Annotated in this window: 23 protein-coding genes; 11 read left to right on the forward strand and 12 right to left on the reverse strand. The window is 68.1% G+C overall.

The genetic code is table 11. From position 1 onward, the window contains the following. Positions 1 to 45: 45 nt before the first annotated feature. Complete coding sequence (locus tag AP428_RS03025) at positions 46 to 666, reverse strand: helix-turn-helix domain-containing protein (protein WP_054927545.1); 621 nt, start codon at positions 664 to 666, stop codon at positions 46 to 48. 147 nt (positions 667 to 813) lie between these two features. Between AP428_RS03025 and AP428_RS03030 the strand changes: the two genes are divergently transcribed. Together AP428_RS03030 and map are read left to right on the forward strand one after the other, a co-directional pair. Next, positions 814 to 1,050 carry a ParD-like family protein gene (locus tag AP428_RS03030; RefSeq protein WP_054927546.1) on the forward strand — a complete coding sequence of 79 codons (237 nt, stop codon included), beginning with the start codon at positions 814 to 816 and terminating at the stop codon, positions 1,048 to 1,050. Next, positions 1,050 to 1,856 carry a type I methionyl aminopeptidase gene (map, locus tag AP428_RS03035; protein WP_012328169.1) on the forward strand — a complete coding sequence of 269 codons (807 nt, stop codon included), beginning with the start codon at positions 1,050 to 1,052 and terminating at the stop codon, positions 1,854 to 1,856. Before AP428_RS03030 ends, map begins: the two co-directional genes overlap by 1 nt. A gap of 112 nt (positions 1,857 to 1,968) precedes the next feature. Here the strand turns inward: map and AP428_RS03040 are convergent, their stop codons facing one another. Both AP428_RS03040 and AP428_RS03045 read right to left on the reverse strand, forming a co-directional pair. Beyond that, positions 1,969 to 2,472: a GAF domain-containing protein gene (locus AP428_RS03040; RefSeq protein WP_054927547.1), complete on the reverse strand. Its 504-nt coding sequence runs from the start codon at positions 2,470 to 2,472 to the stop codon at positions 1,969 to 1,971. A 116-nt stretch (positions 2,473 to 2,588) separates the two neighbouring features. Continuing rightward, on the reverse strand, positions 2,589 to 3,506 hold the full coding sequence (locus AP428_RS03045) for a LysR family transcriptional regulator (RefSeq protein ID WP_054927548.1): 918 nt from the start codon (positions 3,504 to 3,506) through the stop codon (positions 2,589 to 2,591). 111 nt (positions 3,507 to 3,617) lie between these two features. Between AP428_RS03045 and AP428_RS03050 the strand changes: the two genes are divergently transcribed. Both AP428_RS03050 and AP428_RS03055 read left to right on the forward strand, forming a co-directional pair. Then, positions 3,618 to 4,484, forward strand: coding sequence for a pirin family protein (locus AP428_RS03050; RefSeq protein WP_054927549.1), 867 nt, complete (start codon positions 3,618 to 3,620; stop codon positions 4,482 to 4,484). A 134-nt stretch (positions 4,485 to 4,618) separates the two neighbouring features. Beyond that, entirely contained in the window at positions 4,619 to 5,110 is a 492-nt protein-coding gene (locus tag AP428_RS03055; protein WP_034206801.1) for a GNAT family N-acetyltransferase, read from the forward strand. Between the two features lie 22 nt (positions 5,111 to 5,132). On the opposite strand, the gene AP428_RS03060 is transcribed toward AP428_RS03055, so the two are convergent. From AP428_RS03060 to AP428_RS03070, 3 genes are read right to left on the reverse strand one after another with little or no spacing between them, the layout of a single operon-like run. Further along, positions 5,133 to 6,002, reverse strand: coding sequence for a cytochrome c oxidase assembly protein (locus AP428_RS03060; protein ID WP_006476465.1), 870 nt, complete (start codon positions 6,000 to 6,002; stop codon positions 5,133 to 5,135). Between the two features lie 10 nt (positions 6,003 to 6,012). Beyond that, the gene (locus tag AP428_RS03065; RefSeq protein WP_054927550.1) at positions 6,013 to 6,459 is read right to left on the reverse strand and encodes a copper chaperone PCu(A)C; all 447 of its coding nucleotides are present in this window, start codon (positions 6,457 to 6,459) and stop codon (positions 6,013 to 6,015) included. 8 nt (positions 6,460 to 6,467) lie between these two features. Then, on the reverse strand, positions 6,468 to 7,103 hold the full coding sequence (locus AP428_RS03070; protein WP_054927551.1) for an SCO family protein: 636 nt from the start codon (positions 7,101 to 7,103) through the stop codon (positions 6,468 to 6,470). 279 nt (positions 7,104 to 7,382) lie between these two features. Here AP428_RS03070 and otsB point away from each other — a divergent pair, with 279 nt between their 5' ends. Next, entirely contained in the window at positions 7,383 to 8,135 is a 753-nt protein-coding gene (gene otsB / locus AP428_RS03075) for a trehalose-phosphatase (protein ID WP_054927552.1), read from the forward strand. Further along, a complete protein-coding gene (gene otsA / locus AP428_RS03080) occupies positions 8,132 to 9,517 on the forward strand; it encodes an alpha,alpha-trehalose-phosphate synthase (UDP-forming) (protein WP_006476461.1) in 1,386 nt (461 codons plus the stop codon). The genes otsB and otsA overlap by 4 nt, the downstream gene beginning before the upstream one ends. An 81-nt stretch (positions 9,518 to 9,598) precedes the next feature. Here the strand turns inward: otsA and AP428_RS03085 are convergent, their stop codons facing one another. After that, complete coding sequence (locus AP428_RS03085) at positions 9,599 to 11,431, reverse strand: ABC transporter ATP-binding protein (RefSeq protein ID WP_023475440.1); 1,833 nt, start codon at positions 11,429 to 11,431, stop codon at positions 9,599 to 9,601. A gap of 565 nt (positions 11,432 to 11,996) precedes the next feature. Between AP428_RS03085 and AP428_RS03090 the strand changes: the two genes are divergently transcribed. Both AP428_RS03090 and AP428_RS03095 read left to right on the forward strand, forming a co-directional pair. Next, positions 11,997 to 13,061, forward strand: coding sequence for a glycosyltransferase family 4 protein (locus tag AP428_RS03090; protein WP_006476459.1), 1,065 nt, complete (start codon positions 11,997 to 11,999; stop codon positions 13,059 to 13,061). Between the two features lie 236 nt (positions 13,062 to 13,297). Continuing rightward, positions 13,298 to 14,107 (forward strand): hypothetical protein, encoded by an 810-nt coding sequence (locus tag AP428_RS03095; protein ID WP_054927553.1) that lies wholly within the window; start codon positions 13,298 to 13,300, stop codon positions 14,105 to 14,107. A gap of 129 nt (positions 14,108 to 14,236) precedes the next feature. Here AP428_RS03095 and gudD read toward each other — a convergent pair whose 3' ends face one another. Next, entirely contained in the window at positions 14,237 to 15,589 is a 1,353-nt protein-coding gene (gene gudD / locus AP428_RS03100; RefSeq protein ID WP_054927554.1) for a glucarate dehydratase, read from the reverse strand. A gap of 357 nt (positions 15,590 to 15,946) precedes the next feature. Here gudD and AP428_RS03105 point away from each other — a divergent pair, with 357 nt between their 5' ends. After that, positions 15,947 to 16,696 (forward strand): FadR/GntR family transcriptional regulator, encoded by a 750-nt coding sequence (locus AP428_RS03105; protein WP_054927555.1) that lies wholly within the window; start codon positions 15,947 to 15,949, stop codon positions 16,694 to 16,696. 136 nt (positions 16,697 to 16,832) lie between these two features. Here the strand turns inward: AP428_RS03105 and AP428_RS03110 are convergent, their stop codons facing one another. The 3 genes from AP428_RS03110 to pdxY form a co-directional block, all read right to left on the reverse strand. Beyond that, positions 16,833 to 17,981 (reverse strand): branched-chain amino acid ABC transporter substrate-binding protein, encoded by a 1,149-nt coding sequence (locus AP428_RS03110; RefSeq protein WP_054927556.1) that lies wholly within the window; start codon positions 17,979 to 17,981, stop codon positions 16,833 to 16,835. A 371-nt stretch (positions 17,982 to 18,352) separates the two neighbouring features. Further along, positions 18,353 to 20,497 (reverse strand): phosphocholine-specific phospholipase C, encoded by a 2,145-nt coding sequence (locus AP428_RS03115; RefSeq protein WP_054927557.1) that lies wholly within the window; start codon positions 20,495 to 20,497, stop codon positions 18,353 to 18,355. Between the two features lie 274 nt (positions 20,498 to 20,771). After that, entirely contained in the window at positions 20,772 to 21,632 is an 861-nt protein-coding gene (gene pdxY / locus AP428_RS03120; RefSeq protein WP_027813498.1) for a pyridoxal kinase PdxY, read from the reverse strand. A gap of 184 nt (positions 21,633 to 21,816) precedes the next feature. On the opposite strand from pdxY, the gene AP428_RS03125 reads away from it, so the two are divergent. Then, on the forward strand, positions 21,817 to 22,878 hold the full coding sequence (locus AP428_RS03125) for an alpha/beta fold hydrolase (protein ID WP_027813499.1): 1,062 nt from the start codon (positions 21,817 to 21,819) through the stop codon (positions 22,876 to 22,878). Positions 22,879 to 22,914: 36 nt separating this feature from the next. Here AP428_RS03125 and AP428_RS03130 read toward each other — a convergent pair whose 3' ends face one another. Further along, positions 22,915 to 23,913, reverse strand: coding sequence for an LLM class flavin-dependent oxidoreductase (locus AP428_RS03130; protein ID WP_012328176.1), 999 nt, complete (start codon positions 23,911 to 23,913; stop codon positions 22,915 to 22,917). Between the two features lie 638 nt (positions 23,914 to 24,551). Between AP428_RS03130 and hpnI the strand changes: the two genes are divergently transcribed. Further along, positions 24,552 to 25,727, forward strand: a complete 1,176-nt coding sequence (gene hpnI / locus AP428_RS03135; RefSeq protein ID WP_054927558.1) for a bacteriohopanetetrol glucosamine biosynthesis glycosyltransferase HpnI — start codon at positions 24,552 to 24,554, stop codon at positions 25,725 to 25,727. The last annotated feature ends 126 nt before the right edge of the window (positions 25,728 to 25,853 follow it).

Consider the following 25,853-nt stretch of genomic DNA (forward strand, 5'->3'; position numbering starts at 1 on the left):
TTCCTTCCTGTTGGGTCTAAACCGGTTGCGCATGCGGCGCGCGTATCACGCGCCGCGCATGCCGGCGGCGGATGCATCGCAAATCGCGACGACATAGCGCGCGGCATGCGACGACGGGTTGCTGAAGATCAGCGGCTGGTCGAGCCGCATGGCCAGGCAGTCGCCTTCACGAAGTTCGTGAAGCGTATCGCCCAACGTGACGTCCACGCGGCCGCTGATGATCCACACCTGCTGGTGCGGCGCGCTTTCGCGCCCGCCGCTGTCGTACGCGACGCGCGCGCCGGGCGGGAAGTCGACCTCGACGAGCTGGATCGGCGACGGCCAGCCGGCCGGCGACAGGTTGCGCCGCACATAGCCGGACGCTGGATCGCGCCATTCGGCCTGCTTCGCGCGCCGTGCGAGCGGCTGTGCGGGCGCGTCGTCCTGGTCGCCGCCAAACAGCCTGGCCAGCGACACGCCGAGGCCGGCCGCGAGCTTGTCGAGCACGACGGCTGTGGGGCTGGCCGACGCGCGTTCGATGAGCGAGATCATCGAACGGCTGACGCCCGAACGCGCGGCCAGCGCGTCGAGCGTGTAGCCTCGAACGGTGCGCAGGTCACGCACGCGCCGGGCAATGCGCTCGTTGATGCCGGTGTCGTCGGCCGCGGTGATCGCTGATTCTTTCATGATGGATTTATTTTCCAGCAAACTGGAATTCGGTGTCAACGACATTTCCTGGGTCTATTCGGCGGGAAGGGGGACGCGAACGGCTTGCCCGGTCATCGTACGCGGCGTAATATACGAAACAGCTACGTTTCGTTTAATTGGGGATATATGGGCATCATCAAGATTTCCGAGCACATGCATGAACGGCTGCGCTCGACGAGCACGGCGCTGAGCCGTTCGATCAACGCGCAGGCCGAACACTGGCTGCGCGTCGGGATGCTGGCGGAACTCAACCCGGCGCTGTCCTACGGCGACATCTGCAAGATGTTGATCGAGGCAGAGGCGCGGGGCGGCGACGTGGGGCCGGTCGAGACGGCCGCGCAAAGCATCGAGCAGGTGGCGTGATGGCGAAACGCGAAATCCCGATCCGCGGTGCCGCGGAAATCGCCAAGTCGCGCGAAGCCGCGAAGCTTGCGTCGCAGGTGCTCACGATGATCACCGAGCACGTGAAGCCGGGCGTCACCACCGACGAGCTGGACGCGCGCTGCCGCGAATACATCGTCGACGAATTGGGCGCGATTCCTGCGAACATCGGCTATCACGGCTATCCGAAGACGCTGTGCACGTCGGTCAATCACGTGGTCTGTCACGGCATTCCGACGTCGCGGCCGCTGCGCGACGGCGACATCGTGAATCTCGACATCGCGGTGATCAAGGACGGCTGGTTCGGCGATACGAGTCGCATGTATTTCGTCGGCGAACCGAGCGAACTCGCGCGGCGGCTCGTCGCGGCGACCTACGAGGCGATGCACGCCGGCATCCGCGCGGTGCGTCCCGGCGCGACGCTCGGCGACGTCGGCTATGCGATCCAGCAGGTCGCGCATCGCGAAGGGTTCAGTGTGGTGCGCGAGTATTGCGGGCACGGCATCGGCGACGTCTATCACGACGAGCCGCAGGTGCTGCACTACGGTCGCCCGGGCACCGGCCTGCCGCTGCGGCCGGGGATGATCTTCACGATCGAGCCGATGTTGAACGCGGGCAAGCGCGATACGCGCGTGCTGGCCGACGGCTGGACGGTCGTGACGGCGGACCATTCGCTGTCCGCGCAATGGGAGCACATGGTCGTGGTGACGGAAACCGGCTTCGAGGTGCTGACCGAGGACGCGAAGCCGCAGGCGTTCGCGGCGCTGTCGGGCACGCACGCGGCCTGACGCCGGCCGTGCGCCGCACACGGCGGCGCGGCGTTGCAATGAAACGGGCCCCTTCGCGGGGCCCGTGCCGTTTGCGGCGGCCGGCGCCGCGAACGACACGGCGCAGCGGCGCTTAACCGCGCGCCTTCTGCCACGCGTGTTCGACGAACACGCGGCACAGCGCCTCCATCCCTTTGCGATCTTCGTCGTCGAAGCGCGCGGCGACCGGGCTGTCGACGTCCCACACGCCGATCAGCGTGCCGTCGCCGGCCACCAGCGGCACGACGATTTCCGATTCCGACGCCGCATCGCACGCGATATGGCCGGGGAAGTCGTGCACGTCGCGCACGACCTGCGTCTCGCGGGTCTGCGCGGCCGTGCCGCACACGCCCTTGCCGAGCGCGATCCGCACGCACGCGGGCTTGCCCTGGAACGGCCCGACCACGAGCTCGGTGCCGTCGAAGAAGTAGAAGCCGGCCCAGTTCAGGCGATCGAGCGAGTGATAGACGAGCGCGGAGAAATTCGCCGCGTTCGCGGTCAGGTCGCGTTCGGATTCGACGAGCGAACGTGCCTGCTCGATGAGCGTCGCGTATTGATCGGCCTTGGCGGCGGTAGGGTCGTTGGACAGCGTGAACATGGCGGGAAAGCGATTGGGGTTGTCAAAAAGGCGCACTGAAGGCGCACTGCGCGTACCGCAGTCTACGGCACCCGTGCGTGGTCTGCAGCGCGTGGTTGGGCGTGATGCGGCCCCGCTCAGTCGGGTTCGAGCTCGGCGAACCGCTCGGCCAGAAAGTCGAGCAGCGCCCGCACCGCCGGCAACAGCCCGCGGCGCGACGCGAACACCGCGTGCACGATTTCGCGGCGCGGCGCCCAGTCGGGCAGTACCGTGACCAGTTCGCCGCGCGAAACCTCGTCGCGCACCATCATCGTCGGCAACTGCACGACGCCGACGCCTGCAACGGCCGCCGCGCGCAGCGCGAGCATGCCGCCCGTCACGAAGCGCGGCTCGTGATGGATTTCCGCATGCGCGCCGTCGGGCCCGCGCAGCCGCCACACGTGCGTGGACTGCGGCACGCCGTGATCGAGGCTCGGCAGGCGTGCGAGATCGGCGGGAACGGCCGGTACACCTTGCTCGCGCAGCAGCGCGGGGCTCGCGACGAGGCACTGGCCGCGTTCGGCGAGCACCCGCAGCGCGAGATCGCTGTCCTCGAGCGGCGGCGGGCGCACGCGGATCGCGACGTCGATCCCTTCGCCCACCACGTCGACGCGCCGGTTGGTCGCCTCAAGATGGATCTCGACACGCGGGCACGCGGCCATGAACGCGGCGATCATCGTGCCGACCAGCGAATCGAGCAGCACGATCGGGCAACTGACGCGCACGATGCCGCGCGGCTCCTCGTGCAGCAGCGCGATCGCCTCGTCGGCGGCATCGGCCTCGACGAGCATCGCGCGGCAATGCGCGTAATAGGTCTGGCCGACGTCGGTGACCGTGAAGCGGCGCGTCGAACGCTGGATCAGCCGCATCCCGAGCCGCGCCTCGAGCAGCGCGATGCGGCGGCTCAGCTTCGATTTCGGCATGTCCAGTGCGCGCCCGGCCGGCGCGAAGCCGCCGTGTTCGACGACCTGCACGAAGTAGTAGAGATCGTTCAGATCTCGCGCTTTATCGTTCATGAAATGGAACGCTGAGTGCGATTTCGGCAGTCTACCGGATCGATCGTTCCATCACTATATTGTCACTCATGGATGCGAAACACGGGTTTCGCCGCAATATGGAGAAGGGCAATGAAGAAGATCCAGGGTGTGTACAGTGCGCCGCGCGGCCATTGGGTCGGCGACGGTTTTCCGGTGCGTTCGATGTTCAGCTACCAGTCTCATGGCACGCACCTGAGCCCGTTCCTGCTGCTCGATTACGCCGGCCCCGCGACGTTCGAACCGGCGACCGTGCCGCGCGGAGTCGGCCAGCATCCGCACCGCGGGTTCGAAACGGTGACGATCGTCTATGACGGCGAAGTCGCGCACCGCGACTCGACCGGCGCGGGCGGCACCATCGGCCCGGGCGACGTGCAGTGGATGACGGCCGCGAGCGGGATCCTGCACGAGGAATTCCACTCGGAGGCGTTCACGAAGCGGGGCGGCCCGCTCGAGATGGTGCAGCTGTGGGTGAACTTGCCGGCCGCGGACAAGATGGGCGCGCCCGGCTACCAGACGCTGCTGAACGCCGATATCCCGGTGGTCGAGCTGCCGGACGGTGCAGGGCGGGCGCGGATCATCGCCGGTGAGCTCGACGGGCGGCGCGGCCCGGCCCGCACGCACACGCCGATCGACGTGTGGGACGTGCGGCTCGCGGCGGGCGGCCATGCGCGGTTCCCGGTCGCCGAAGGGCGCACGCTCGCGGTGGTCGTGCTGAGCGGCACCGTGCTGGTGAACGGCGAGACGGTGGCGCGCGAAGCGCAGTTCGTGCAACTCGGCCGCGACGGCAGCGACGTCGAGATCGAAGCGAACGGCGACGCGAAGCTGCTGATCCTGAGCGGCGAGCCGATCGACGAGCCCGTCGTTGGTTACGGCCCGTTCGTGATGAACTCGCAAGAGGAAATCCGGACCGCGATCGAGGACTTCAACAGCGGCCGCTTCGGCCAGATGCCAGCATGACGGTGTGACGAGCAGGCCCCGCGCGATGCGGGGCCTTTTTTTCGCGCGTGGCGGGCGGTCGCGCGCGTCGGGCGCTTCGAGGCATAATCGACGGTTGCCGCGCGCCGGCCGGCGCGCCCGAATCAGGACCGCACATGAACGCATCCGCACCCGCCGCATCCCCGAGCACCGCCGATCTCGACTGGCGCTGGAAATCCTTCGACGCGCTGACGGCGCGCGAAATCTATTCGATCCTCGAAGCGCGCAGCGCCGTATTCGTCGTCGAGCAGAACTGCGTGTATCGCGACATCGACGATGCGGACCAGGCCGCGTGGCACCTCGCGGCCTTCGATCCGGCCGGCCGCCTGGCCGGCTATCTGCGCGTGCTGCTGCCCGACGCGCAGCATACCGACGTGCGCATCGGCCGCGTGCTGACGACCGCCGCGTTTCGCGGCGCGGGCCTCGGCAACGGGCTGCTGTCGCGCGCGCTCGAGCATATCCGCGCGCAATGGCCGGATACGCCGGTGAGCCTGCATGCGCAGGCTCACTTGCAGCGTTTCTACGGGGCATTTGGCTTCACGCCGAGTTCGGACGTGCACGACGAGGATGGCATCCCGCACGTATGGATGAGCAGCGCGCGCGCGTGATGTGCGCCGCGCTGCGCGGCAATCAGTGCGCGGCGCGTGCGACGGGCGGCTCGTCCGTGCGCTGCGTGGCCCGCTCGCCGATCAGGCGCCCGCGGGCGGACAACCGCAGCCAGTGCCGCAGCGCGATCAGCGCGCCGATCACGCTCATCATCGAGCCGGGAATCCACAGCAGCAGGCCGCCGATCTGCTGGTCGCGCAGCGGGCTCAGCCACGTGAACGCGCGGCCGCAGATCGAGTAGATCGGATACAGCTCGTGCGGCGTGAAGAAGATCAGCGCGCCGAGCGCGATCTGCGGCGGGATCGCCGCGACGACGATCAGAATCCGGCGGCCCGGCGACAGCCGCGCGGGCGGCGCGGGACGCGGATCGACGACGAGCCACCAGAACAGCAGCCCGTCGATCACCATGCTCCAGTTCATCACGCGATAGAGACGCCAGTCGAGCATCGCGATGAAGTGGATCGGCGACAGCAGCCAGAAATAGATCAGCCCGACGAACAGCACGACCGCGACGACCGGATGAAACACCACGTCGAGCGTCGCGCGCACCGGCGCCCACGCGAGCGCGGGGCGCACGAAGCGCTGCCGCCAGCTGAACGGAATGCCCGCGCGGATCGCCGCGCCCGGATAGGACAGTGCGATGAAGAACGGCCCGAGGTGATGCAGCACGAGGTGCTGCGCGCGGTGCATGAAGAATTCGTGCTCGAAGAAATAGTCGAGCCGCGTATGCAGCGCGATGTAGAGCGCCGTCAGCCCGAACCAGAACGAGAACTGCCGCAGCGGCGACACCTTCGCCTTCTTCACGCCGCGTGCGAACAGCACGGCGGCCGTCAGCACCGCGACGACCACGGTCGGCGACGGCTCCCACGGATCGAGCCAGTACAGGAGATTCATCGCGCGCGCATCACTTCGCCTGGGCCGGCGATTTCACGGCGAACGGCGCATCGACCGTCTCGCCGTCGGAGAATTTCAGGCGCAGGTGCACGGTGTCGCCCGGCTTGATCGCGTGCTTCGGTTCCTCGAGCATGAAGTGATAGCCGCCCGGCGCGATGTCGACCTTGCCGCGCGCGGGGATCGTCAGCTTGTCGACCATCTCCATCTTCTGCGTCGAGCCGTTCGAGACCGTCTGGTGCAGCATGGCCATCCCGTAATCGGGGCTGTCGACATCGACGAGATCGATCGGCTTGTCGCCGGTGTTCACGAGCGTCACGTAGCCGCCCGCGGGCAGCTTGTTCGGCAGCCAGCGCACCCACGCGTTCTGCGCGCTGATCGCGCCGGCGGCATACGCGTGGGCGGCGGCGCACAGTGCGGTGAGAAGGGTGAGCGTCTTGAGCGTCGTTTTGGTTTTCATGGCGGAATTCAGGTCGTGGAGGCAGTGTCGATGATCCGGCGCACATCGGCGGCGATGGCGTCGGGCGAATCGCGATCGGTCGCGAGCAGCCGCGCGCGCCCGGTCGCGTCGAAGATGTAGACGGCCGAGCTGTGCGTCACTTCGTAGCCGCCGGACGGATCGCGTTTTTCCATCTGGTATGCGACGCGATAGCGCTTGGCCAGCGATTCGATCTGGCCGTCGGTCCCGGTCAGGCCGCGCGCATGCGCGGCGTCGAACGCGGCGACATAGGATTGCATCGCCTGCGGCGTATCGCGCGCGGGATCGACCGAGACGAACAGGATGCGCACGTCGTCCGCCCGTGGGCCGAGCTTCGCCAGCACTTCCATCAGCCGCGCCAGCGTTTCGGGGCAGACGTCGGGGCAGTGCGTGTAGCCGAAGTAGACGAGCGCGACGCGGCCGCGGAACGCATCGGCGTCGACGGGATGGCCGTCGCCTCCCGTCAGCTTGAACGACAGGTCGGGCAGGTGGCCGGTGACGTTGGTCAGGTTCCAGCGCGGCTCGTCGTGGGTGCACGCAGTGAGCGCCACGGCGGCGGCGAGGGCCGCAGCCGTGCGGATGAGGCGGGAGAGGCGCCGGTGCGGCGCGAGGCGGGCAGACGACATCCTGGGGCTCGATCGGACGAAAGGGGGCCGGCCGGCGCGATGCCATGCGCCGCGCGGCAGGCGGTTGCGACTGTAGCGCAATTCGCGCGCCCGCGTCCTTTCGAAACCGATACGGTGCGGGCGAGCGGGGCAATATGTCGCAGTTGACGTGGCGGCCGATGCGATGTCCGCGCAGCCGCGGTTTCGCCCATCTGGGGGCGCAGGCGCGGTAAGATGCGCACAACTCCATTCGCGCAGTGGCGGCCGGCATTGTCGGGTCGCCCTCAGACTATCGAATCGATGCAATCCGTTCCGGCTTTCCTGTCCCTGACCGATACCGCGTTCTTCTTCGACTTCGACGGCACGCTCGTCGAACTGGCGCAGACCCCCGACGCCATTCACGTTCCGCCGTCGCTGCTGACGCTGCTCGACGAGTTGTCGCGCCGCTCGCACGGCGCGGTCGCGATCGTGTCCGGGCGCGGGATCGACAACCTCGACACGTTCCTGAAGATGCCCGGCCTGCCGATCGCCGGCCTGCACGGCGCGGAGCGCCGCGATGCGAACGGCGACACGCAGCGTATCGGCTTCAACGACGAACGCCTGCTGCGCATCGAGCGTGAGCTTGCCGGCGTGGTCGACCGCCATCCGGGCATGCTGCTCGAAATCAAGGGCGCGGCCGTCGCGCTGCACTTCCGCAATGCGCCCGAGCGCGAGGCGGTGGCGCGCGAAGCGGCCGAGCGCCTCGTCGCTGACTATGCGGATGCGTACGTGCTGCAACCCGGCAAGATGGTGTTCGAGATCAAGCCGAAGGGCGTCGACAAGGGCCGCGCGCTGGCCGCGTTCCTCGACGAGCCGCCGTTTGCGGGCCGCGTGCCGCTGTTCGCGGGCGACGACCTGACCGACGAGAAGGGCTTCGCGGTGGTCAACGCGCGCGGCGGCCTGTCGATCAAGGTCGGCGCCGGCGAGACGTCCGCGCGCATGCGGCTCGATTCGGTCGACGCGCTGCATGAGCAGATCGCAGGCTGGCTCGGTGCGGGGCAACCGCACGCATGAGCAGGCTCATCATCGTTTCAAACCGCGTCGCGCCGATTTCGGAAGGCGAACCGGCGGCGGGCGGCCTCGCGATCGGCGTCTATGACGCGCTGAAGGAAACCGGCGGCATGTGGTTCGGCTGGAGCGGCGAAGTGGTCGCGTCCGGCGCGCCGCAGCCGCAGATCCGCATCGAGGAGCGCGGGCCGGTGACGTTCGCGACCGTCGGGCTGACGCGCCGCGATTACGACCAGTATTACCGCGGGTTCTCGAACGCGACGCTGTGGCCCGCGTTCCATTACCGCGCGGACCTGATCCAGTACGATCGCCACGAATTCGACGGCTACCGCCGCGTCAACGTCTGGCTCGCGCAGCAGCTCGTGCCGCTGCTGCAGGACGACGACGTGATCTGGGTGCACGACTATCACCTGATTCCGTTCGCGCGCGCGCTGCGCGACGCCGGCGTGAAGAACCGCATCGGCTTCTTCCTGCACATCCCGTTTCCGGCCGCGCAGGTGCTCGTCAACGTGCCGCCGCACCGCGAGCTCGTCGAGTCGCTGTGCGCGTTCGATCTGCTCGGCTTCCAGACCGAGCCCGACCTGCGCGCGTTTTGCGACTACGTCGAGTTCGAAGCGGACGGCGAGGTCGAGCACGACGGGCACACGGTGCGCGTACGGGCATTCGGCCAGACGTTGCGCGCGGCCGCCTATCCGATCGGCGTGTATCCGGACGAAATCGCGTCGCTCGCGCAGGCGGGCGAGCACGGCAAGGCGGTGCGCACGCTCGCAACGTCGCTGCGCGGGCGGCAACTGATCATGAGCGTCGACCGGCTCGATTATTCGAAGGGGCTCGTCGAGCGCTTCCGGGCCTTCGAGAAGCTGCTCGAGCACCAGGCGTCGATCCGCAACCGCGTGTCGTTCCTGCAGATCGCACCGTCGACGCGCGCGGACCTGCGCGCGTACCAGGACATCCGCCTGCAGCTCGAAGCGGAGTCGGGGCGCATCAACGGGCGCTACGCGGAGCTCGACTGGGCGCCGATCCTCTACATTCACCGTCAGTACGACCGTCAGGTGCTGGCCGCGCTGTACCGGCTCGCGCGCGTGGGGTTCGTCACGCCGCTGCGCGACGGGATGAACCTCGTCGCGAAGGAGTACGTGTCCGCGCAGAATCCGGACGATCCGGGCGTGCTGGTGCTGTCGCGCTTCGCGGGCGCCGCGCGCGAGCTCACGGGCGCGCTGATCGTCAATCCGATCGATATCGACGGGATGGCCGATGCGCTGTCGCAGGCGCTGACGATGTCGCTCACCGAGCGGCGTGCGCGTTACGCGGACATGATCGCGCAGCTTCGCGAGAACAACGTGTCGGTGTGGCGGGACAATTTCCTGCGTGATCTGCAGCAGGTCTGATCCGATTTATTGCTTGCGCTGCAATTGAAAAAGCCGCCGTGCGCAAGCACGGCGGCTTTTTTGTCGGCGGATACCGGTGCGTCAGGCCACGCGTTCGCCGGTCGGCGTGTTGCCGTCGGGCGCCGCATGATGGCGGCCGTGCTGTTTCGCGAGCAGGTCGCGGTACAGGCCGGGGCGGTTGCGCAGCACGTCGGGCGGGCCGTCGTCGATTACCTTGCCGTTGTTCATCACGATGATGCGGTCGAAGTTGCGCAGCGTCGACAGGCGGTGCGCGATCGCGATCACCGTACGGCCGACCATCAGGCGGTCGAGCGCGCTCTGGATCGCTTCCTCGGACGCGCTGTCGAGCGCCGACGTCGCTTCGTCGAGCAGCAGGATCGGCGCATCCTTCAGGATCGCGCGCGCGATCGCGATGCGCTGGCGCTGGCCGCCCGACAGCTTGACGCCGCGGTCGCCGACGATCGTGTCATAGCCTTCCGGCATCGCCTCGATGAACTCCGCGCAGCGCGCGTCGCGCGCGGCGGCGAGCACTTCGTCGCGGGTCGCGTCGGGGCGGCCGTACGCGATGTTGTCGTAGATCGTCCGGTGCAGCAGCGAGATGTCCTGCGGCACCAGCGCGATCGCGTGGCGCAGGCTGTCCTGCGTGAGGCCCTTCACGTCCTGGCCGTCGACCTTCACGACGCCGTCCTGCGTATCGTAGAAGCGCTGCAGCAGCGCGAGCACGGTCGACTTGCCGGCGCCCGACTTGCCGATCAGGCCGACGCGCTGGCCCGGCTCGATATGAAGGTCGAAGTGGTCGAGGATCGCGCGGCGGTGCGGGTACGCGAACGTCACGCGCTCGAAGTCGACGCGGCCGCCCTTGGCCGACAGCGGCTGCGCGTCCGAGCGGTCGGGCATCCCGTGCGGTTCGAGCAGCGTCTTCACCGCCTCGGACAGGCGCGCGACGTGCTGCGTGACGTCGACGAGCGCGACCGCGAGATCGCGCGTGCCGTGCAGGATCGTGAAGCCGAGCGAGCTGACGAGCACGATGTCGCCCGACGTCGCGCGGCCCTGGTCCCACAGCCACAGCGCCCAGCCGAGCAGGCCGGCGGACAGCATCGCGGTGATCACCGCATGCAGCAGCCGCAGCTTCTCGAGATAGAGCAGGCTCTGCTGGCGCGCATCCATCTCGGCCTTCACCGTCGCGCTGAAGCGCTTCTGTTCGCGCAGCGTCATCCCGAACGCGCGCACGAGGCCCATGTTGCCGATCACGTCGACGAGCTCGCCGTCGACCGCCGCGGCCTTCGCCGCGAATGCGTGGTGGCGCGCCGAGCCGCGGCCGGCGAGCTTGAACAGGATGACGGACAGCACGGCCGAACAGCCGAGCAGGCCGGCCGCCATCAGCGGATTGACGACGATGATCATCAGGATCGCGCCCATCACCGCGATGCACGGCGGCAGCACGTTCCACGCCATCGTGTTCTCCGACGTGTAGACCGCGTTCGACGTGGCCGTGATGCGGCTGGCGAGCGTGCCCGGCTGCTTCTCCGAGTAATACGTCGGCGAATGGCCGATCAGATACTGGAACAGGTCGCGCCGCAGGTCGCCGGTGACCGCGACGAACGTGTGCGCGGCGACCCAGCCGCCGACGCGCCACAGCAGGTTGTCGGCCGCGATCAGGCCGACGAGCAGCGCGAACGCGCTCCACAGCGGGCCGGGATGATGGCGCCCGGTCGCCAGCACGTCGATCAGGTGCTTGATCGCGTATTGCGAGCCGAGCGCGCAGCCGACGGCGGCCAGCACGCTGCAGAGCACGACCAGGTGTGCGACCGGGTGGAGGCGGATGTAGCGGAACAGGAACGCGATCGGCCGGTGCGCGTAGCTCGACAGCTTCGCGTTGTGGGCGTTGCGCTGGGCAGGGGTGAGAGATTCCAAAATATGCGTGCGGTGATTCGGTGATTGAGCGTGGCGGCTGGATCGCAGGCCGACGTTCGCTCGGACTGAATAATCCGGCATTGTAAACAAGGCCGCGCGTCGCGCTGCGCGAATCTTGCCTTGGCCAGAGGCTCGCGATCGATTTTGAGATAAAATCCGGCATCCCGTCGTGCCTCGTGTGCCGGAATCACGCTGCCGGCAGCTACGGGTTAACAAGGATCGCCAAAACGGCCTTCCACTCTAGAACGGACACCCGAGTCCGCGGGTTGCAAAGTGTTGCTCCTTTGTAACAAAGTAAAGTGTTTGAAATGTCGTGCGCCGTATCGGGATTAACCCTAGATAATCGGCTCCGGGTTCGATTCCAGGTTTTTTACGAACCCCTGTCAACGGGTCTTCGTTTCAAACGTTCTATGCCTGTCGCGTCGCCGACGCTCCTTGTGCAGCGCGGGTTCGACGCCCCCGGCAGGCTGATTCGTCCGAGGTTCGGACGACATGTATCCAGCCCGGACCACCGGCAGGTTGCCGACCCATACCTGGTTTTTTGCCGATTTTTTAGGAGTTACGCATGCGAATCGCCCAAATCGCTCCGTTGCATGAAGCGGTGCCCCCGAAACTGTACGGTGGTACCGAGCGGGTGGTGTCCTACCTCACCGAAGCACTCGTCGAGATGGGGCATGACGTCACGCTCTTCGCGAGCGGCGATTCGCAGACCTCCGCGAAGCTCGAAGCGTGCTGGCCGCAGGCGCTGCGCCTCGACCCGACGATCCGCGACGTGATGGCCCCGCACATGCTGCTGCTCGAGCAGGTGCGCCGCCGCGCGGAAGAGTTCGACGTCCTGCACTGCCACATCGACTACTACCCGTTCTCGCTGTTCTCGCGTCAGCCGGTCCCGCATCTGACGACGATGCACGGCCGTCTCGACCTGCCGGAACTGCAGCCGATCTTCAATGCGTTCAGCGACGTGCCGGTCGTGTCGATCTCCGACAACCAGCGCATCCCGCTGCCGCAGGCGAACTGGCTGTCGACCGTCTATCACGGCCTGCCGGAAAACCTGCTGACGCCGATCCCGAACGTGAAGCCGAGCTACCTCGCGTTCCTCGGCCGCATCTCGCCGGAAAAGCGCGTCGACACGGCGATCCGCATCGCCGAGCAGGCCGGCCTGCCGATCAAGATCGCCGCGAAGCTCGACAAGGCCGACCGCGCGTACTACGAAGAGAAGATCAAGCCGCTGTTCGCGCTGCCGCACGTCGAGTACATCGGCGAAATCAGCGAGTCGGAGAAGACCGAATTCCTCGGCAACGCGCATGCGCTGCTGTTCCCGATCGACTGGCCGGAGCCCTTCGGCCTGGTGATGATCGAGGCGATGGCCTGCGGCACGCCGGTGATCGCGTTCAAGCGCGGCTCGGTGCCGGAAGTGATTGACAACGGCGTGTCGGGCTTCGTCGTCGAAGACGAACTGTCGGCCGTCGCCGCGCTCAAGCGCCTCGATACGCTGCCGCGCGAGAAGGTTCGCGCCGCGTTCGAAGCCCGTTTCTCGTCGAAGGTGATGGCGCAGAACTACGTGAAGGGCTACGAGGAACTGCTGCGCCAGAAGCGCCGCACGGTGCTCCGCGAAGTCAACGCAAGCTGATTGCGGGCCGCCGCCGCATGGCGGCGCGCGGCCGTCACGACGCCCCGTCCGGGTTCTCCGGCGGGGCGTTGTCACATCTGCGGCGCGGATGTGTTGTATTCTCGCCGCGCCCGGCGCCGCGAACGGCCCTCGAAGCGGCCCGGCACGCCATCCGGCCATCTGTCCAGACGGTAATGTCCCTATAATGGCCGTGCCGTGAAATCCGGCCCAGTATGAATATCCAGAGGAGAGCAGTCTTGGCGAGAACGAAAACCACGCGCGCAGCGCCGGCCCCCGGCGCCGGTGTGATCTTCGCGTTGCGCGCGATCGGTCTCGTGCTGCTCGCGCGCTGGCTGTTCTCGATGTCCCAGATGGGCTATCGCTCGTCGCTGTCGGCGATGGTGTCGTCGCCGTGGGCATTCCTCTACCTCATCCTGATCTTCCTGCTGCTGGCGCTGCCGGGCGCCGCCGCCCGGGCCGAGCGGCCGTTCCATCCGTTGCCGCAGTGGCTGCGCCAGGCGCTGCGCGCGTTCGCGCTGATCGGTTTCCTGTTCGCCGTGTGGTCGATCGGCGCGTTCACGTGGGCGGCCGGCTGGCGCCGCGCCCTGCACGCGGTGACGGCGACCAACGGCTGGCTCGTCGCCGCGCCGGCGCTCTATGCGGCGATCGTCTGGATCTGCCGGCCGCGGCCGCTGTGGCGGACCAACGTGGCCGCGCGCCGCTTCGCGGTGGGCCGGTATGCGATTTCGCTCGACGTGCTGACGCGCACCGCGATCGTCTGGATGGAAAGCCGCAAGGTCGGTCAGTACGATGCGCGCGAACTGTCGGTGCGCTGGCCCGGCCAGGTCGCACCCACCGCGCCCGCCGCGGGCGAGCAGGGCGCGCAGCCGGCGGTCGTGCCGCCGCGCCGCGGCAGCCTGTTCAATCGACCGAAGGTGGAGCTGCTGTGGGATTCGCCGGCGGCTGTCGGCCACAACCGGCAGATCGTGATGCGCGCGCCGCTCACGACCGAAGGCGACCGCGTCGCGGTGCTCGCGCTCGACGCGGCGCTCAAGCAGATCGTCTGACTGTTCGCCGCGTTGGGGATGGCGCGGGGGATAGGGACGCCCGGTTAGGGGCGCCCGGTTAGGCACATCCGGTCAGGGGCGCCCAGCCGCGCATGACCGGGCGACCTTGCCGCCCGGTCCCTCCCACGCTCAGCGTACGAGGCACGGGCGCTTGTTGTTGAACGTCCAGCCCGGGATCAGGTACTGCATCGCCGCCGCGTCGTCGCGGGCGCCGAGGCCGTGCTGCTTGTACAGCTCGTGCGCGAGCGCGACCGCATCCATGTCGATGTCGATGCCGAGCCCCGGCCGCTTCGGCACGTCCACCAGCCCGTTCTCGATCTTCAGCGGCTCGCGCGTCAGCCGTTCGCCGTCCTGCCAGATCCAGTGCGTATCGATCGCGGTGACCTGGCCCGGCGCCGCGGCCGCGACGTGCGTGAACATCGCGAGAGACACGTCGAAGTGGTTGTTCGAATGCGAACCCCACGTGAGGCCCCAGTCGCGGCACATCTGCGCGACCCGCACCGACCCCTGCATGGTCCAGAAGTGCGGATCGGCGAGCGGGATGTCGACGGCGTGCAACTGCACCGCATGGCCCATCTGCCGCCAGTCGGTCGCGATCATGTTGGTCGCCGTCGGCAGCCCCGTCGCGCGGCGGAATTCGGCCATCACCTCGCGGCCCGAGTAACCGTTCTCCGCACCGCACGGATCTTCCGCATACGCGAGCACGTGATGCTGATCGCGGCACAGCCGCACGGCTTCGTCGAGCGACCATGCGCCGTTCGGATCGAGCGTCACGCGCGCGTCGGGGAAACGCTCGGCGAGCGCCGTCACGGCTTCGATCTCGCTGGCCCCTTCGAATACGCCGCCCTTCAGCTTGAAGTCGTTGAAGCCGTAGCGCGCATGCGCGGCTTCGGCGAGCCGCACGACGGCTTCGGGCGTCAGTGCGGCTTCGTCGCGTACGCGCGTCCAGTCGTCGGTCGCGCCGCGGCCGTCGCGATAGGGGAGCGCGGTCTTCGTGCGGTCGCCGATGTAGAACAGGTAGCCGAGCATCTCGACCCGTTCGCGCTGCTGGCCTTCGCCGAGCAGCGCGGCGACCGGCACGCCGAGATGCTGGCCGAGCAGGTCGAGCAGCGCGGCTTCGAGCGCGGTGACCGCGTGGATCGTCGTGCGCAGGTCGAAGGTCTGCAGCCCGCGGCCGCTCGCGTCGCGGTCGGCGAAGGTGCGCCGCACGTCGTTGAGCACCGCATGGTAGTTGCCGACCGGCTGGCCGACGACGAGCGCGCGCGCGTCGTCGAGCGTGCGGCGGATGCTTTCGCCGCCCGGTACTTCGCCGACGCCCGTGCGGCCCGCGCTGTCCTTCAGGATCACGAGGTTGCGGGTGAAGAACGGGCCGTGCGCGCCGCTCAGGTTGAGCAGCATGCTGTCGTGGCCGGCGACCGGAATCGCTTGCAGGTCGACGATGCGCGGCGTGTCGTGGGAGGGCGAGGCAGTGACGGCGTTCATGGGCGGCGATGGCGAAAGAGTGGGCGGTGCCGTGCGGCAAAAGCTTTGCCGCGCGCGGCGGGAGGTGCGATCATTCGACAACCGACGTGCGCGGCGCGCAAGCCCCGCATGTCGACGCAACCCGAATGGGGTGGAAGCGACAACCGGGCCGGCGGAGCGCAGAACGCGAACGCGGGTCGATCGTCACGCACGGGACCGGGCGGTACTGAACAGCCGACCTGAGTCGACAGGAGATCCGTGTGCCGATCATCAGTCGTCGGATGACTTGTGACGCAGTATAATGAATCATCGGCTTTCGCTCAAACCCCGCGTAAACCCTCGGCTCACATTACGATCATTCAAAAAGGAACCGGCCACATGTCCGTGCCTACGCTTCCCGCAGCGCCGCGCCGTCGCGCACGCAGCCTCGCACAAGATGTCGTCGACGCGCTGACCGCGCAGATCGAAAACGGCACGCTGCGGCCCGGCGACAAGCTGCCGACCGAAACCGAAGTCATGGCGGCGCAGGGCGTGAGCCGCACGGTCGTGCGCGAGGCGATCTCGCGGATGCAGGCGAGCGGCCTCGTCGAGACGCGCCACGGCATCGGCAGCTTCGTGCTGGAGCCGTCGCGCCGTCAGACGCTCGGCATCGATCCCGCGACGATCACGACGCTGCGCGACGTGCTCGCGGTGCTGGAGCTGCGTATCAGCCTCGAAAGCGAGTGCGCGAGCCTGGCAGCGCAGCGCGCGAGCGATGCCGACCTCGCGGCGCTGCGGCGCGCGCTCGACGCGATCGCGACGGGCGCGGGCGGCGGGCGTGACACCGCGCAGCTCGACTTCCAGTTCCATCTGCAGATCGCGCAGTCCACCGGCAACCGCTATTTCGTCGACATCATGACGCAGCTGGGCACGTCGATCATTCCGCGTACGCGGGTGAATTCGGCGCGCTTTGCCGGCGACGACCTCGAGCGTTACGTCGGCCGGCTGAACCACGAGCACGAGGACATCTACGAGGCGATCGCGCGCCACGATCCGGAAGCGGCGCGCGCCGCGATGCGCACGCACCTCACCAACAGCCGCGAGCGCCTGCGCCGCGCGCACGAGGCAGCCGAGGCCGAGGCGGGCTGACCGTTGCGTCACGGGGCTCGCGAGGTCGCGGGTCCGCTGGCATCGCTTTAACATCAGTCGTCATACGAGAGCGGCGTAATCGCCTCGATCTCCGCGGCCAGACGGCGTTCCCGCCGCCGGCCGCCCCTCTCGCCGATCAGCCTCCCTTCGTCACGATCGTCTTCCACGCGCCGTTTTTCACCTGGTACAGCGTCGACATCCCGCTCTTCAGCGAGCCGTCGTTCGCGAACGAGATGCGGCCGGTCACGCCTTGGAAGTCGATTTTCTTCAGCGCCGGACGATAGGCCTTCGGATCGGTCGAACCGGCCGCCTGCATCGCCTTGATGGCCGCCCACGCCGCGTCATAGCCGAACTGCGCATACGACAACACGTCGACGCCGAAGCGCTTCTTGAAGCGCGCCTCGAAATCCTTCCCTTGCGGCAGCTCGTCGAGCGGCTGACCGTATTCCCACGCCATCGCGCCTTCGGCAGCCGGCCCCGCGATCTTGATGAACTCGTTGTCCTTCACGCCGCCGCCGCCGACGAATTGCGCGTTCAGCCCGAGCTGACGCATTTGCTTGATGAAGTTGGCGGCGAGCGAATCGAGGCCGCCAAAGAAGATCAGGTCGGGATTCTTGGCCTTCAGGCTCGTGATCTGCGCACGGAAATCAACCGCCTGGTTGCTGGTGAACTCGCGACCGATGATCGTGCCGCCGGCGGCCTTCACGGCCTTCTCGAATTCGTCGGCCTCGCCTTGGCCGAACGCGGTGCGGTCGTCGATGATCGCGATGCGCTTCGCCTTCGTCACCTCGACCGCGTACTTGCCCGCGTTGCCGGCATTCTGGCCGTCGGTCGCGATCACCATGAACATGTTCGCGAGCCCGCGCGACGTGAGCGTCGGGTTGGTCGCGGCCGGGTCGATCACCGGAATGCCGGCCTTGTCGTAGACCACCGACGCCGGAATCGTCGTCCCCGAATTGAAGTGACCGACCACGACCGACACGTTCTGGTCGACCAACGCCTGCGCGGCCTGCACGCCGATGCGCGGGTCGGCCTGGTCGTCCTGCACGACGAGATTGAAGCGGGCGGGCTTGCCGGCGATCTGCACCTTCTGCGCGGCCGCATCGTCGAGCGCGAGCTGCACGCCGTTTTGCAGATCCTTGCCGTAGCCGGCGTTCACGCCTGTGAGCGGCGCGGCGAAGCCGACCTTCACGTCGGTTGTGTCGGCAGCCTGGGCAGCCTGTTGCGAGAGAAGGGCAAGCGCGGATGCAATCGACACCGACAGCAGGGAATGACGGAATTTCATGTTGTTCCTCTTGTTCGACACCGGCGAGTGGGTACCGCGCGCGCCTGGGCGGGCCGGGCGCGTGCGACGGGCGGGCGGTTCGACCGCTTCTCGGAATCGGGCGGGGAGGTCGGCATCGTGATCCTCGGAAACATCTCCCGTCAGGCTCCGCGAAGAGCCCCGATTGCTTCGATATATAGGTCGCCGATATGCGCGGGTCTTGGAAATTTGTCGCGCATTCGATGCGGATTTGCGCATAGCTTCCGCGCGTGCGCGGGCGGCCGGTATCGGGAGTTTCCCGTCGCGAACGCAACGGGCGCAGAGAAGAGGGGCGGTGCGGGCAAAAACGCGGCGCGGCCCGTCAGAAGGGCCGCGCCGCGCGTGGGTCGACGTCAGTCGGACAGGGCGTCCGACGCGGCTTCGGCGTCGTCGTGCGACGCGGTCGTGCGGATCAGCGGGTCGCTGGTGCTCGGGCGGCCCGTTTCGACGTGGCCGGCGAAGCGGCGCAGGAAGCCGAGCAGGCGACCGTCGCTGACGGTGAGGTCGTACCAGCCGTGGCTGCCGCGCAGGTCCCAGTAATCGTCGACGTGCGCGCCCGGCGCGAGGTCGAACGTGCGCGCGTGACCGTGGCCGTACGCGTTCGTGACCTTGAGCCGCACGGCCTTGTGGCCGCGGTTCATCAGGCGCAGCGTGATGTTGCCGTTCGCGACGTCGTAGCCGTAGATCACCTCGGGGTTCACGTTCGCGCTGCCGACGCCGGTCGCGAACGGGCCGCGGAAATGGCAGTAGAAGCCGTTCGGGCCGTATACGTCGAGGTCGTACAGGCCGAGCGATGCGGCGGCGCTCCACGTATCGGCGATACGTTTGCCGGCTTCGACCGTGTACGCCCACGGGCCGTCGACGCGGTTGCGCGACTGGACCTGGAACGCGGCGCCCGCCCGGCCCGTGTTCGCGAAGGTCAGCCGGAACTGGCCGTTGGCGGCTTCGACGCGGCCGTGCACGAACAGCTCGTACGGCAGCGCGCGCGCCGGACGCAGCCCGGCTTCCTGTTTCGGCAGCTTCTGCAGCACCGGCGGCACCGGGATGTAGTCGGGATGGCGCACGCGGTCGGGCGGCGCGTAGCCGCTGGTGTCGGGCAGCGTCGGCCATGCGGCGTCCGCGGTCGCGAACTCGAACGCCGACGTCAGGTCGCCGCACACCGCGCGGCGCCACGGCGACACGTTGGCGGCCGTGACCGGATACTGCGCGCCGAAGCGCGCCTCGATGAATTGCAGCAGCGACGTGTGATCGAAGGTCTGCGAGCAGACCCAGCCGCCCTTGGTCCACGGCGACACGACCAGCATCGGCACGCGCGGCCCGAGCCCGTACGGGCCGGCCATGTGCGACGCGTCGCCGGCGAACACCTCGTTGGTCGTCGCGACCGTCGACAGCCCGTTCTCGCGCGACTGCGGCGCGAACGGCGGCGGCACGTGATCGAAGAAGCCGTCGTTTTCGTCGTACGTAATGAACAGCGCGGTCTTGCTCCACACGTCGGGATTCGACACCAGCACCTTCAGCACCTGCTCGATGTACCACGCGCCGTAGTTCGCCGGCCAGTTCGGGTGCTCGGAATACGCTTCGGGCGCGCAGATCCACGACACCTGCGGCAGCGTGCCGTTCTTCACGTCCTGCTGCAGCACGTCGAACAGCGTGCCGCCGGCGCTGATGTTGGTGCCGGTGCGCGCCTTGTCGTACAGCGGCGTGCCGGGCAGCGCGGTGCGGTACTGGTTGAAGTAGAGCAGCGAGTTGTCGCCGTAGTTGCCGATGTACGGGTTTTGCGTCCAGCCCCACGAGCCGTTCGCGTCGAGCCCCGTGCCGACGTCCTGGTAGATCTTCCACGACACGCCGGCCTGTTCGAGCACTTCCGGATAGGTCGTCCAGCCGTAGCCCTTTTCCTCGTTGCCGAGCACCGGCCCGCCGCCCGTGCCGTCGTTGCCGACGTAGCCCGTCCACATGTAGTAGCGGTTCGGGTCGGTCGAGCTCGGGATCGCGCAGTGGTACGCGTCGCAGATCGTGAACGCGTCGGCGAGCTGGTAGTGGAACGGGATGTCGTCGCGCTTCAGGTACGCCATCGTCGTGGTGCCCTTGTTCGGCACCCACTGGTCGTAGCGGCCCTTGTTCCAGGCGGCGTGCATGTCCTGCCAGCCGTGCGGCAGGTCCTGCAGGAACTGCAGGCCGAGCTTGTCGGCGCCCGGGTGGAACGGCAGCAGTTCGGCCGGGCCGACCGGCTGGTGAAACACCGACTTGCCGTTCGCGAGGCGCAACGGGCGCGGGTCACCGAAGCCGCGGACACCGCGCATCGTGCCGAAGTAGTGGTCGAACGAGCGGTTTTCCTGCATCAGGATCACGATGTGTTCGATGTCGCGGATCGTGCCGGTGCGGCGGTTCGCGGGAATCGCGAGCGCATCCCGGATCACGGGCGGAAACAGGTTCAGCGCGGCGGCGCCGGCAGTGCCGGCGGCGACGCGCAGGAAGTCACGACGGTTCGATCGGGTCATGGTCGTTATCGTGGGGTAAAGAGGGAGCCGGTTGGCGGGACCTGCGGGAACGGCGCACACCGGGTCGCAGGATGCGGCTGCGTTGGTGCGTGCCGCCGCGAGCATAGCGAGGAATCGGTGTCATTCATGTGAAGTCCGGAAACGTTTGCACGGGCAGCGGACCGGCATCGGGATGCGGCGTCAGCAGGTCGGCTGCAACGGGACAGCGGGACAGCGGGACAGCGGGACAGCGGGACAGCGGCGCGCTGGAGCAGCGCAGGGCAGTGCCGACGCGTCAGGCGTCGGTCACCCACGCGCCGAACCATTCGCTCGGGCGGGCGATCTCGTCCTGCGCGGCGACGAGTTCGAGCTCGTAGCGTCGCGCGTCGTAGGTGGCCTTCACGACCGCGTGCACGGCCGCGAGCGTGTGCTCGAACGCGGCGCGCACCGAGTCGCCGCGCAGCCGGCACGCGACGAAGATCGCGCTGGTCAGGTCGCCGACGCCGACCGGGTGGCGCGGAAACGCATACAGCGGCCGCTGGCCGATCCACGCTTCGGTCTCGGTGACGGCGAGCATGTTGAAACGGTCGGCCGGACTGTTGCGGTCGTGCAGGTGCTTGACGAGGATGATCTGCGGGCCGCGGCGGATCAGCGCGCGGCATGCGTCGACGGCTTCGGCGACGGTCTCGATGCGCCGCCCGGCGAGCTTCTGCAGTTCGGTGTGGTTCGGCGACATGCCGTCCGCGAGCGCGGGCACCTCCTGGACAATGAATTCCTCGACGCCGGGCTCGGGCCGGATGCCGCCCGTCTGGCCCATTGCCGGATCGCAGAAGTACCACGCGTTCGGATTCATCGCCTTCACCGTGCGCACGATCTCGACCGCCGCGCGCGCCTGCGGCGGCGAGCCGAGGAAGCCGGAGAGCACCGCGTCGCACCGCTTGAGCACGCCGATGGCGGCGATGCCGTCGACGAGCTGTTCCATCTTCGCGGCGTCGATCGCGCTGCCGGCCCAGTGGCCGTACTGCATGTGATTCGACAACTGGACGGTGTTGAGCGGCCAGACGTTGATGCCGAGACGCTGCATCGGGAACACGGCCGCGCTGTTGCCGGCATGGCCGTAAATGACGTGCGACTGAATGCTGAGGACGTTTTTCATGGGAATTCGCCTGCACGCGTTTCAGGGTCACGTCACACGATACCCGAGTTCGTCAACCGCGCGGAAGTCGCGTGGCCCCGGAGTGTTGCGCGCCGTCGTCACGCGACCGCGTAGAATCGCGGGGCGCGAGACAGCCCCGCTGCGGCCCGGCTGCCCGCGCGCGTCCCCAATCACCGTGATCGCCATGCTTTCGATTTGCAAGATGTTGTCCGTCGCACGTGCCGCCGTGCTCGGCGCGAGTGCCGCCGCCGCGTGCGCGATGCCGGTTGCGGCCGTTGCCGCCACGCCCGCCGCCAACGACGGGCCCGCTTACGGCCCGCGCCTGGAAGGATTCGCGTATCCGGCGCCCGTGCACGAGTACGCGTTCGTGTCGCAGCGCGAAACCCTCGAGATGGCGTACCTCGACGTGCAGCCCGCGCACCCGAACGGCCGCACCGTCGTGCTGCTGCACGGCAAGAATTTCTGCGCGGCGACCTGGGAGGACACGATCGGTGTGCTGAGCCGCGCCGGCTATCGCGTGATCGCGCCGGACCAGATCGGCTTCTGCAAGTCGTCGAAGCCCGAGCGCTACCAGTACAGCTTCCAGCAACTCGCACGCAACACGCACGCGCTGCTCGAATCGGTCGGCGTGAAGTCGGCGACGATCATCGGCCACTCGACGGGCGGGATGCTCGCGATCCGCTATGCGCTGATGTATCCGAAGGCGACCGACCAGCTCGTGCTCGTGAATCCGATCGGCCTCGAGGACTGGAAGGCGCTCGGCGTGCCGCCGCTGTCGGTCGACTACTGGTATGCGCGCGAACTGAAGACCAACGCCGACGGCATCCGCCGCTACGAGCAGTCGACCTACTACGCGGGCAAGTGGGCGCCGTCGTACGAGCGCTGGGTGCAGATGCTCGCCGGGATGTATCGCGGCGCTGGCCGCGACGCGGTCGCGTGGAATTCCGCGCTGATCTACGACATGATTCTCACGCAGCCCGTGGTCTACGAATTCGGCGCGATTCGCGTGCCGACGCTGCTGATGATCGGCGACAAGGATACGACCGCGATCGGCAAGGACGTCGCCCCGCCCGACGTGCACGCGAAGCTCGGCCGCTATCCTGAGCTCGCGAAGCGCACGCAGGCCGCGATTCCCGGCGCGCAGCTCGTCGAATTTCCGGCGCTCGGACACGCGCCGCAGATCCAGGACCCGGACGCGTTCCACAAGGCGCTGCTCGACGGGCTGGAGGCCGTGCACCCGCAGTGACGCGGGGCAGACGGCAGGCCGCGCGCGGTCGTGCGGTCAGCGAGCCTCGTTCGCGAGCTCGTCGCGGATCTGCGCGGTCAGTTCGAACGAGCGCAGCCGCGCGGCATGATCGTAGATCTGCGCGGTGATGATCAGCTCGTCGGCGCCCGTCTGCGCGATGCGGTCGCGCAGCTTGTCGCGCACCGTATCGCGCGAGCCGACCGCCGCGAACGACAGCGAATGCGCGACGGTCGCGAGCTCGAGTTCGTTCGCCTCGAGCACGTCGACGGGCGGCGGCAGCTTGCCCGGCGTGCCGCGCCGCAGGTTGATGAACTGCTGCTGCAGCGACGTGAACAGGCGCCGCGCCTCGTCGTCGGTCTCGGCCGCGAACACGTTGACGCCCACCATCGCATGCGGTTTCGGCCACGCGGCCGACGGCCGGTATTGCGCGCGATAGATCTCGAGCGCCCGCATCAAATAGTCCGGCGCGAAATGCGACGCGAACGCGAACGGCAGCCCGAGCATCGCCGCGAGCTGCGCGCTGAACAGGCTCGAACCGAGCAGCCACACCGGGACGTCGAGCCCCGCGCCGGGCACCGCCCGCACGCGCTGGCCCGGTACCGGCTCCGCGAAGTAGCGCTGCAGCTCCGCGACGTCGTCCGGAAACGAATCGGCACTGCCGATCAGGTCGCGGCGCAGCGCGCGCGACGTGGTCTGGTCGGTGCCGGGCGCGCGGCCGAGGCCGAGGTCGATGCGCCCCGGATACAGCGACGCGAGCGTGCCGAACTGTTCGGCGATCACGAGCGGCGCATGGTTCGGCAGCATGATGCCGCCCGAGCCGACCCGGATCGTCCGGGTGGCACCCGCGACGTGGCCGATCACGACGGCGGTGGCCGCACTCGCGATCCCCGGCATGTTGTGATGCTCGGCCAGCCAGTAGCGCTGGTAGCCCCAGCGTTCCGCATGCTGCGCGAGATCGACGGTGTTACGGAACGCCTGCGAGGCGTCGGCGCCGGCCGGAATGGGGGCGAGATCGAGTACGGAAAACGGTGTCATCGGAAGACCTTCGAAACGGGGTGGCGTGGTGATGCGCTGACGCAACAAATGCCAAGGATTTTGCCAAAGGGTTCCGGAACGTGCTGGCGGCGCGCGGATACCCATGCGCCTTACAGGGGGGCAGGGTTGCTTGCGACGATCGTTGCAAAAATCAAGCTAATCGCTGATTAATTACCAAACTTTACGGCGATTGGAAGTGAAACCGCATCGACATACAAATTTGCACGAAACGTTTGATTTTAAAGACTGCAATACGCCTGCAAAGTACTTACGCTAACGTGAACGTGGCCGGGCCGATCAGGTCCGTCGACCGCTCAGCTTTGCCGGAATTGCACTAGTCCGTTTCTCGAAGCGCCGCGCGCGGGGGGCCGCGGACTGCTAAAATCCGGCGCCTGCCCATCTTGTGCCGATGGAGCCATTCGAGTCTTCCCGCATGCCGTCCGGGCGCTGCGCGGGGATACGCCACGCGAAGCCGGGCATGGCCGCACCCGAACGACGGGTCGTGCCTCCCCCATTACAGACGGTGCTGGAACAAGGAGTCGGGTCGTGCCCGCGTTCGTCGTTGTCGGAATACCGCATCACGCTCAATCACGCTCAAGCGTTTGCCATGGCGCCCCGTTCGCCGGGAGGCCTCGCGCATGACGCCCGCCGCAACGCTGCTCGACTGGCTGCTGATCGTCTTCACGCTGGCCGCAGCCGGCTACGCGGTCGTCGCGGCCTTCGCGCCGCGGCCGCGCACGCCGCGCACCGCGTTGCGCGACGGCTTCGAGCCGGTCAGTGTGCTGAAGCCGCTGTGCGGCGCGGAGCCGCACCTGTATGAAAACCTCGCGACCTTCTGCACGCAACGCCATCCTCGCTACGAGGTGCTGTTCGGCGTCGCATCGTCGGCCGATCCGGCCATCGCCGTCGTCGAGCGGCTGCGCGCCGATCACCCGGAGTGCGACATCACGCTCGTGATCGACGCGCGCGTGCATGGCAAAAACCTGAAGGTCAGCAACCTGATCAATCTCGCCGAGCGCGCGAAATACGGCCGCATCGTGATCGCGGACAGCGACATCGCGGTGCAGCCCGACTATCTGGAGCGTGTCACGGCGCCACTGGCGGACCCGTCGGTGGGGGTCGTCACGTGCCTGTATCATGCGCGCAGCGTCGGCGGCTTCTGGACGCGGATCGGCGCGCAGTTCGTCGACGCGTGGTTCGCGCCGTCGGTGCGCATCACGCACCTCGGCCGCTCGAGCCGCTTCGGCTTCGGCGCGACGCTCGCGCTCACGCGCGACACGCTCGACCGGATCGGCGGGCTCGTCGCGCTGAAGGACGAACTGGCCGACGATTTCTGGCTGGCCGAACTGCCGCGTCGCCTCGGGCGGCGCACCGTGCTGTCGGAGGTCGAGGTCGCGACCGACGTGATCGAACCGTCGTTCGGGCCGCTGTGGCACCGCGAGACGCGCTGGCTGCGCACGATCCGTTCGCTGAACCCGGCCGGCTTCGCGTTCCTGTTCATTACGTTTACCGTGCCGTGGCTCGCGATCGGCGCGGCGCTCGCACTGCGCCTCGACGGCACCTTCGCCGGCACGCTGGCGGGCGGGGCGGCCGCGGTCGGCGCATTCGGCCGGCTCGTGCTGCATGCGCGCGGCGAGGACGGCTGGCGCGCGTTCTGGCGCGACCTGCCGCTCGTCGCGGTGCGCGACACGCTGCTCGCGCTCGAGTGGCTCGCGGCCGTGTTCGGCACACACGTCGTGTGGCGCGGCGCCAGGATGACGGTCGTCGGCGGCGAACGCGCGACGGCGGCCGTGGAAGCAGTGGACGGCCGCTAGGGCCGTCGATCGAACCCGGCCCGCGGGCCGAGACGCGTCGCACGGCGAAGCCGCGCGGCGCGACATGACAGAGAGGCGGGCGCCGGCATGGCGGCCCGCGGTTTTTTGACTGAATCGTTGTAACGA

Source organism: Burkholderia sp. E168m22 (genome assembly GCF_001319805.1).
Classification (GTDB): Bacteria; Pseudomonadota; Gammaproteobacteria; order Burkholderiales; family Burkholderiaceae; genus Burkholderia; species Burkholderia orbicola.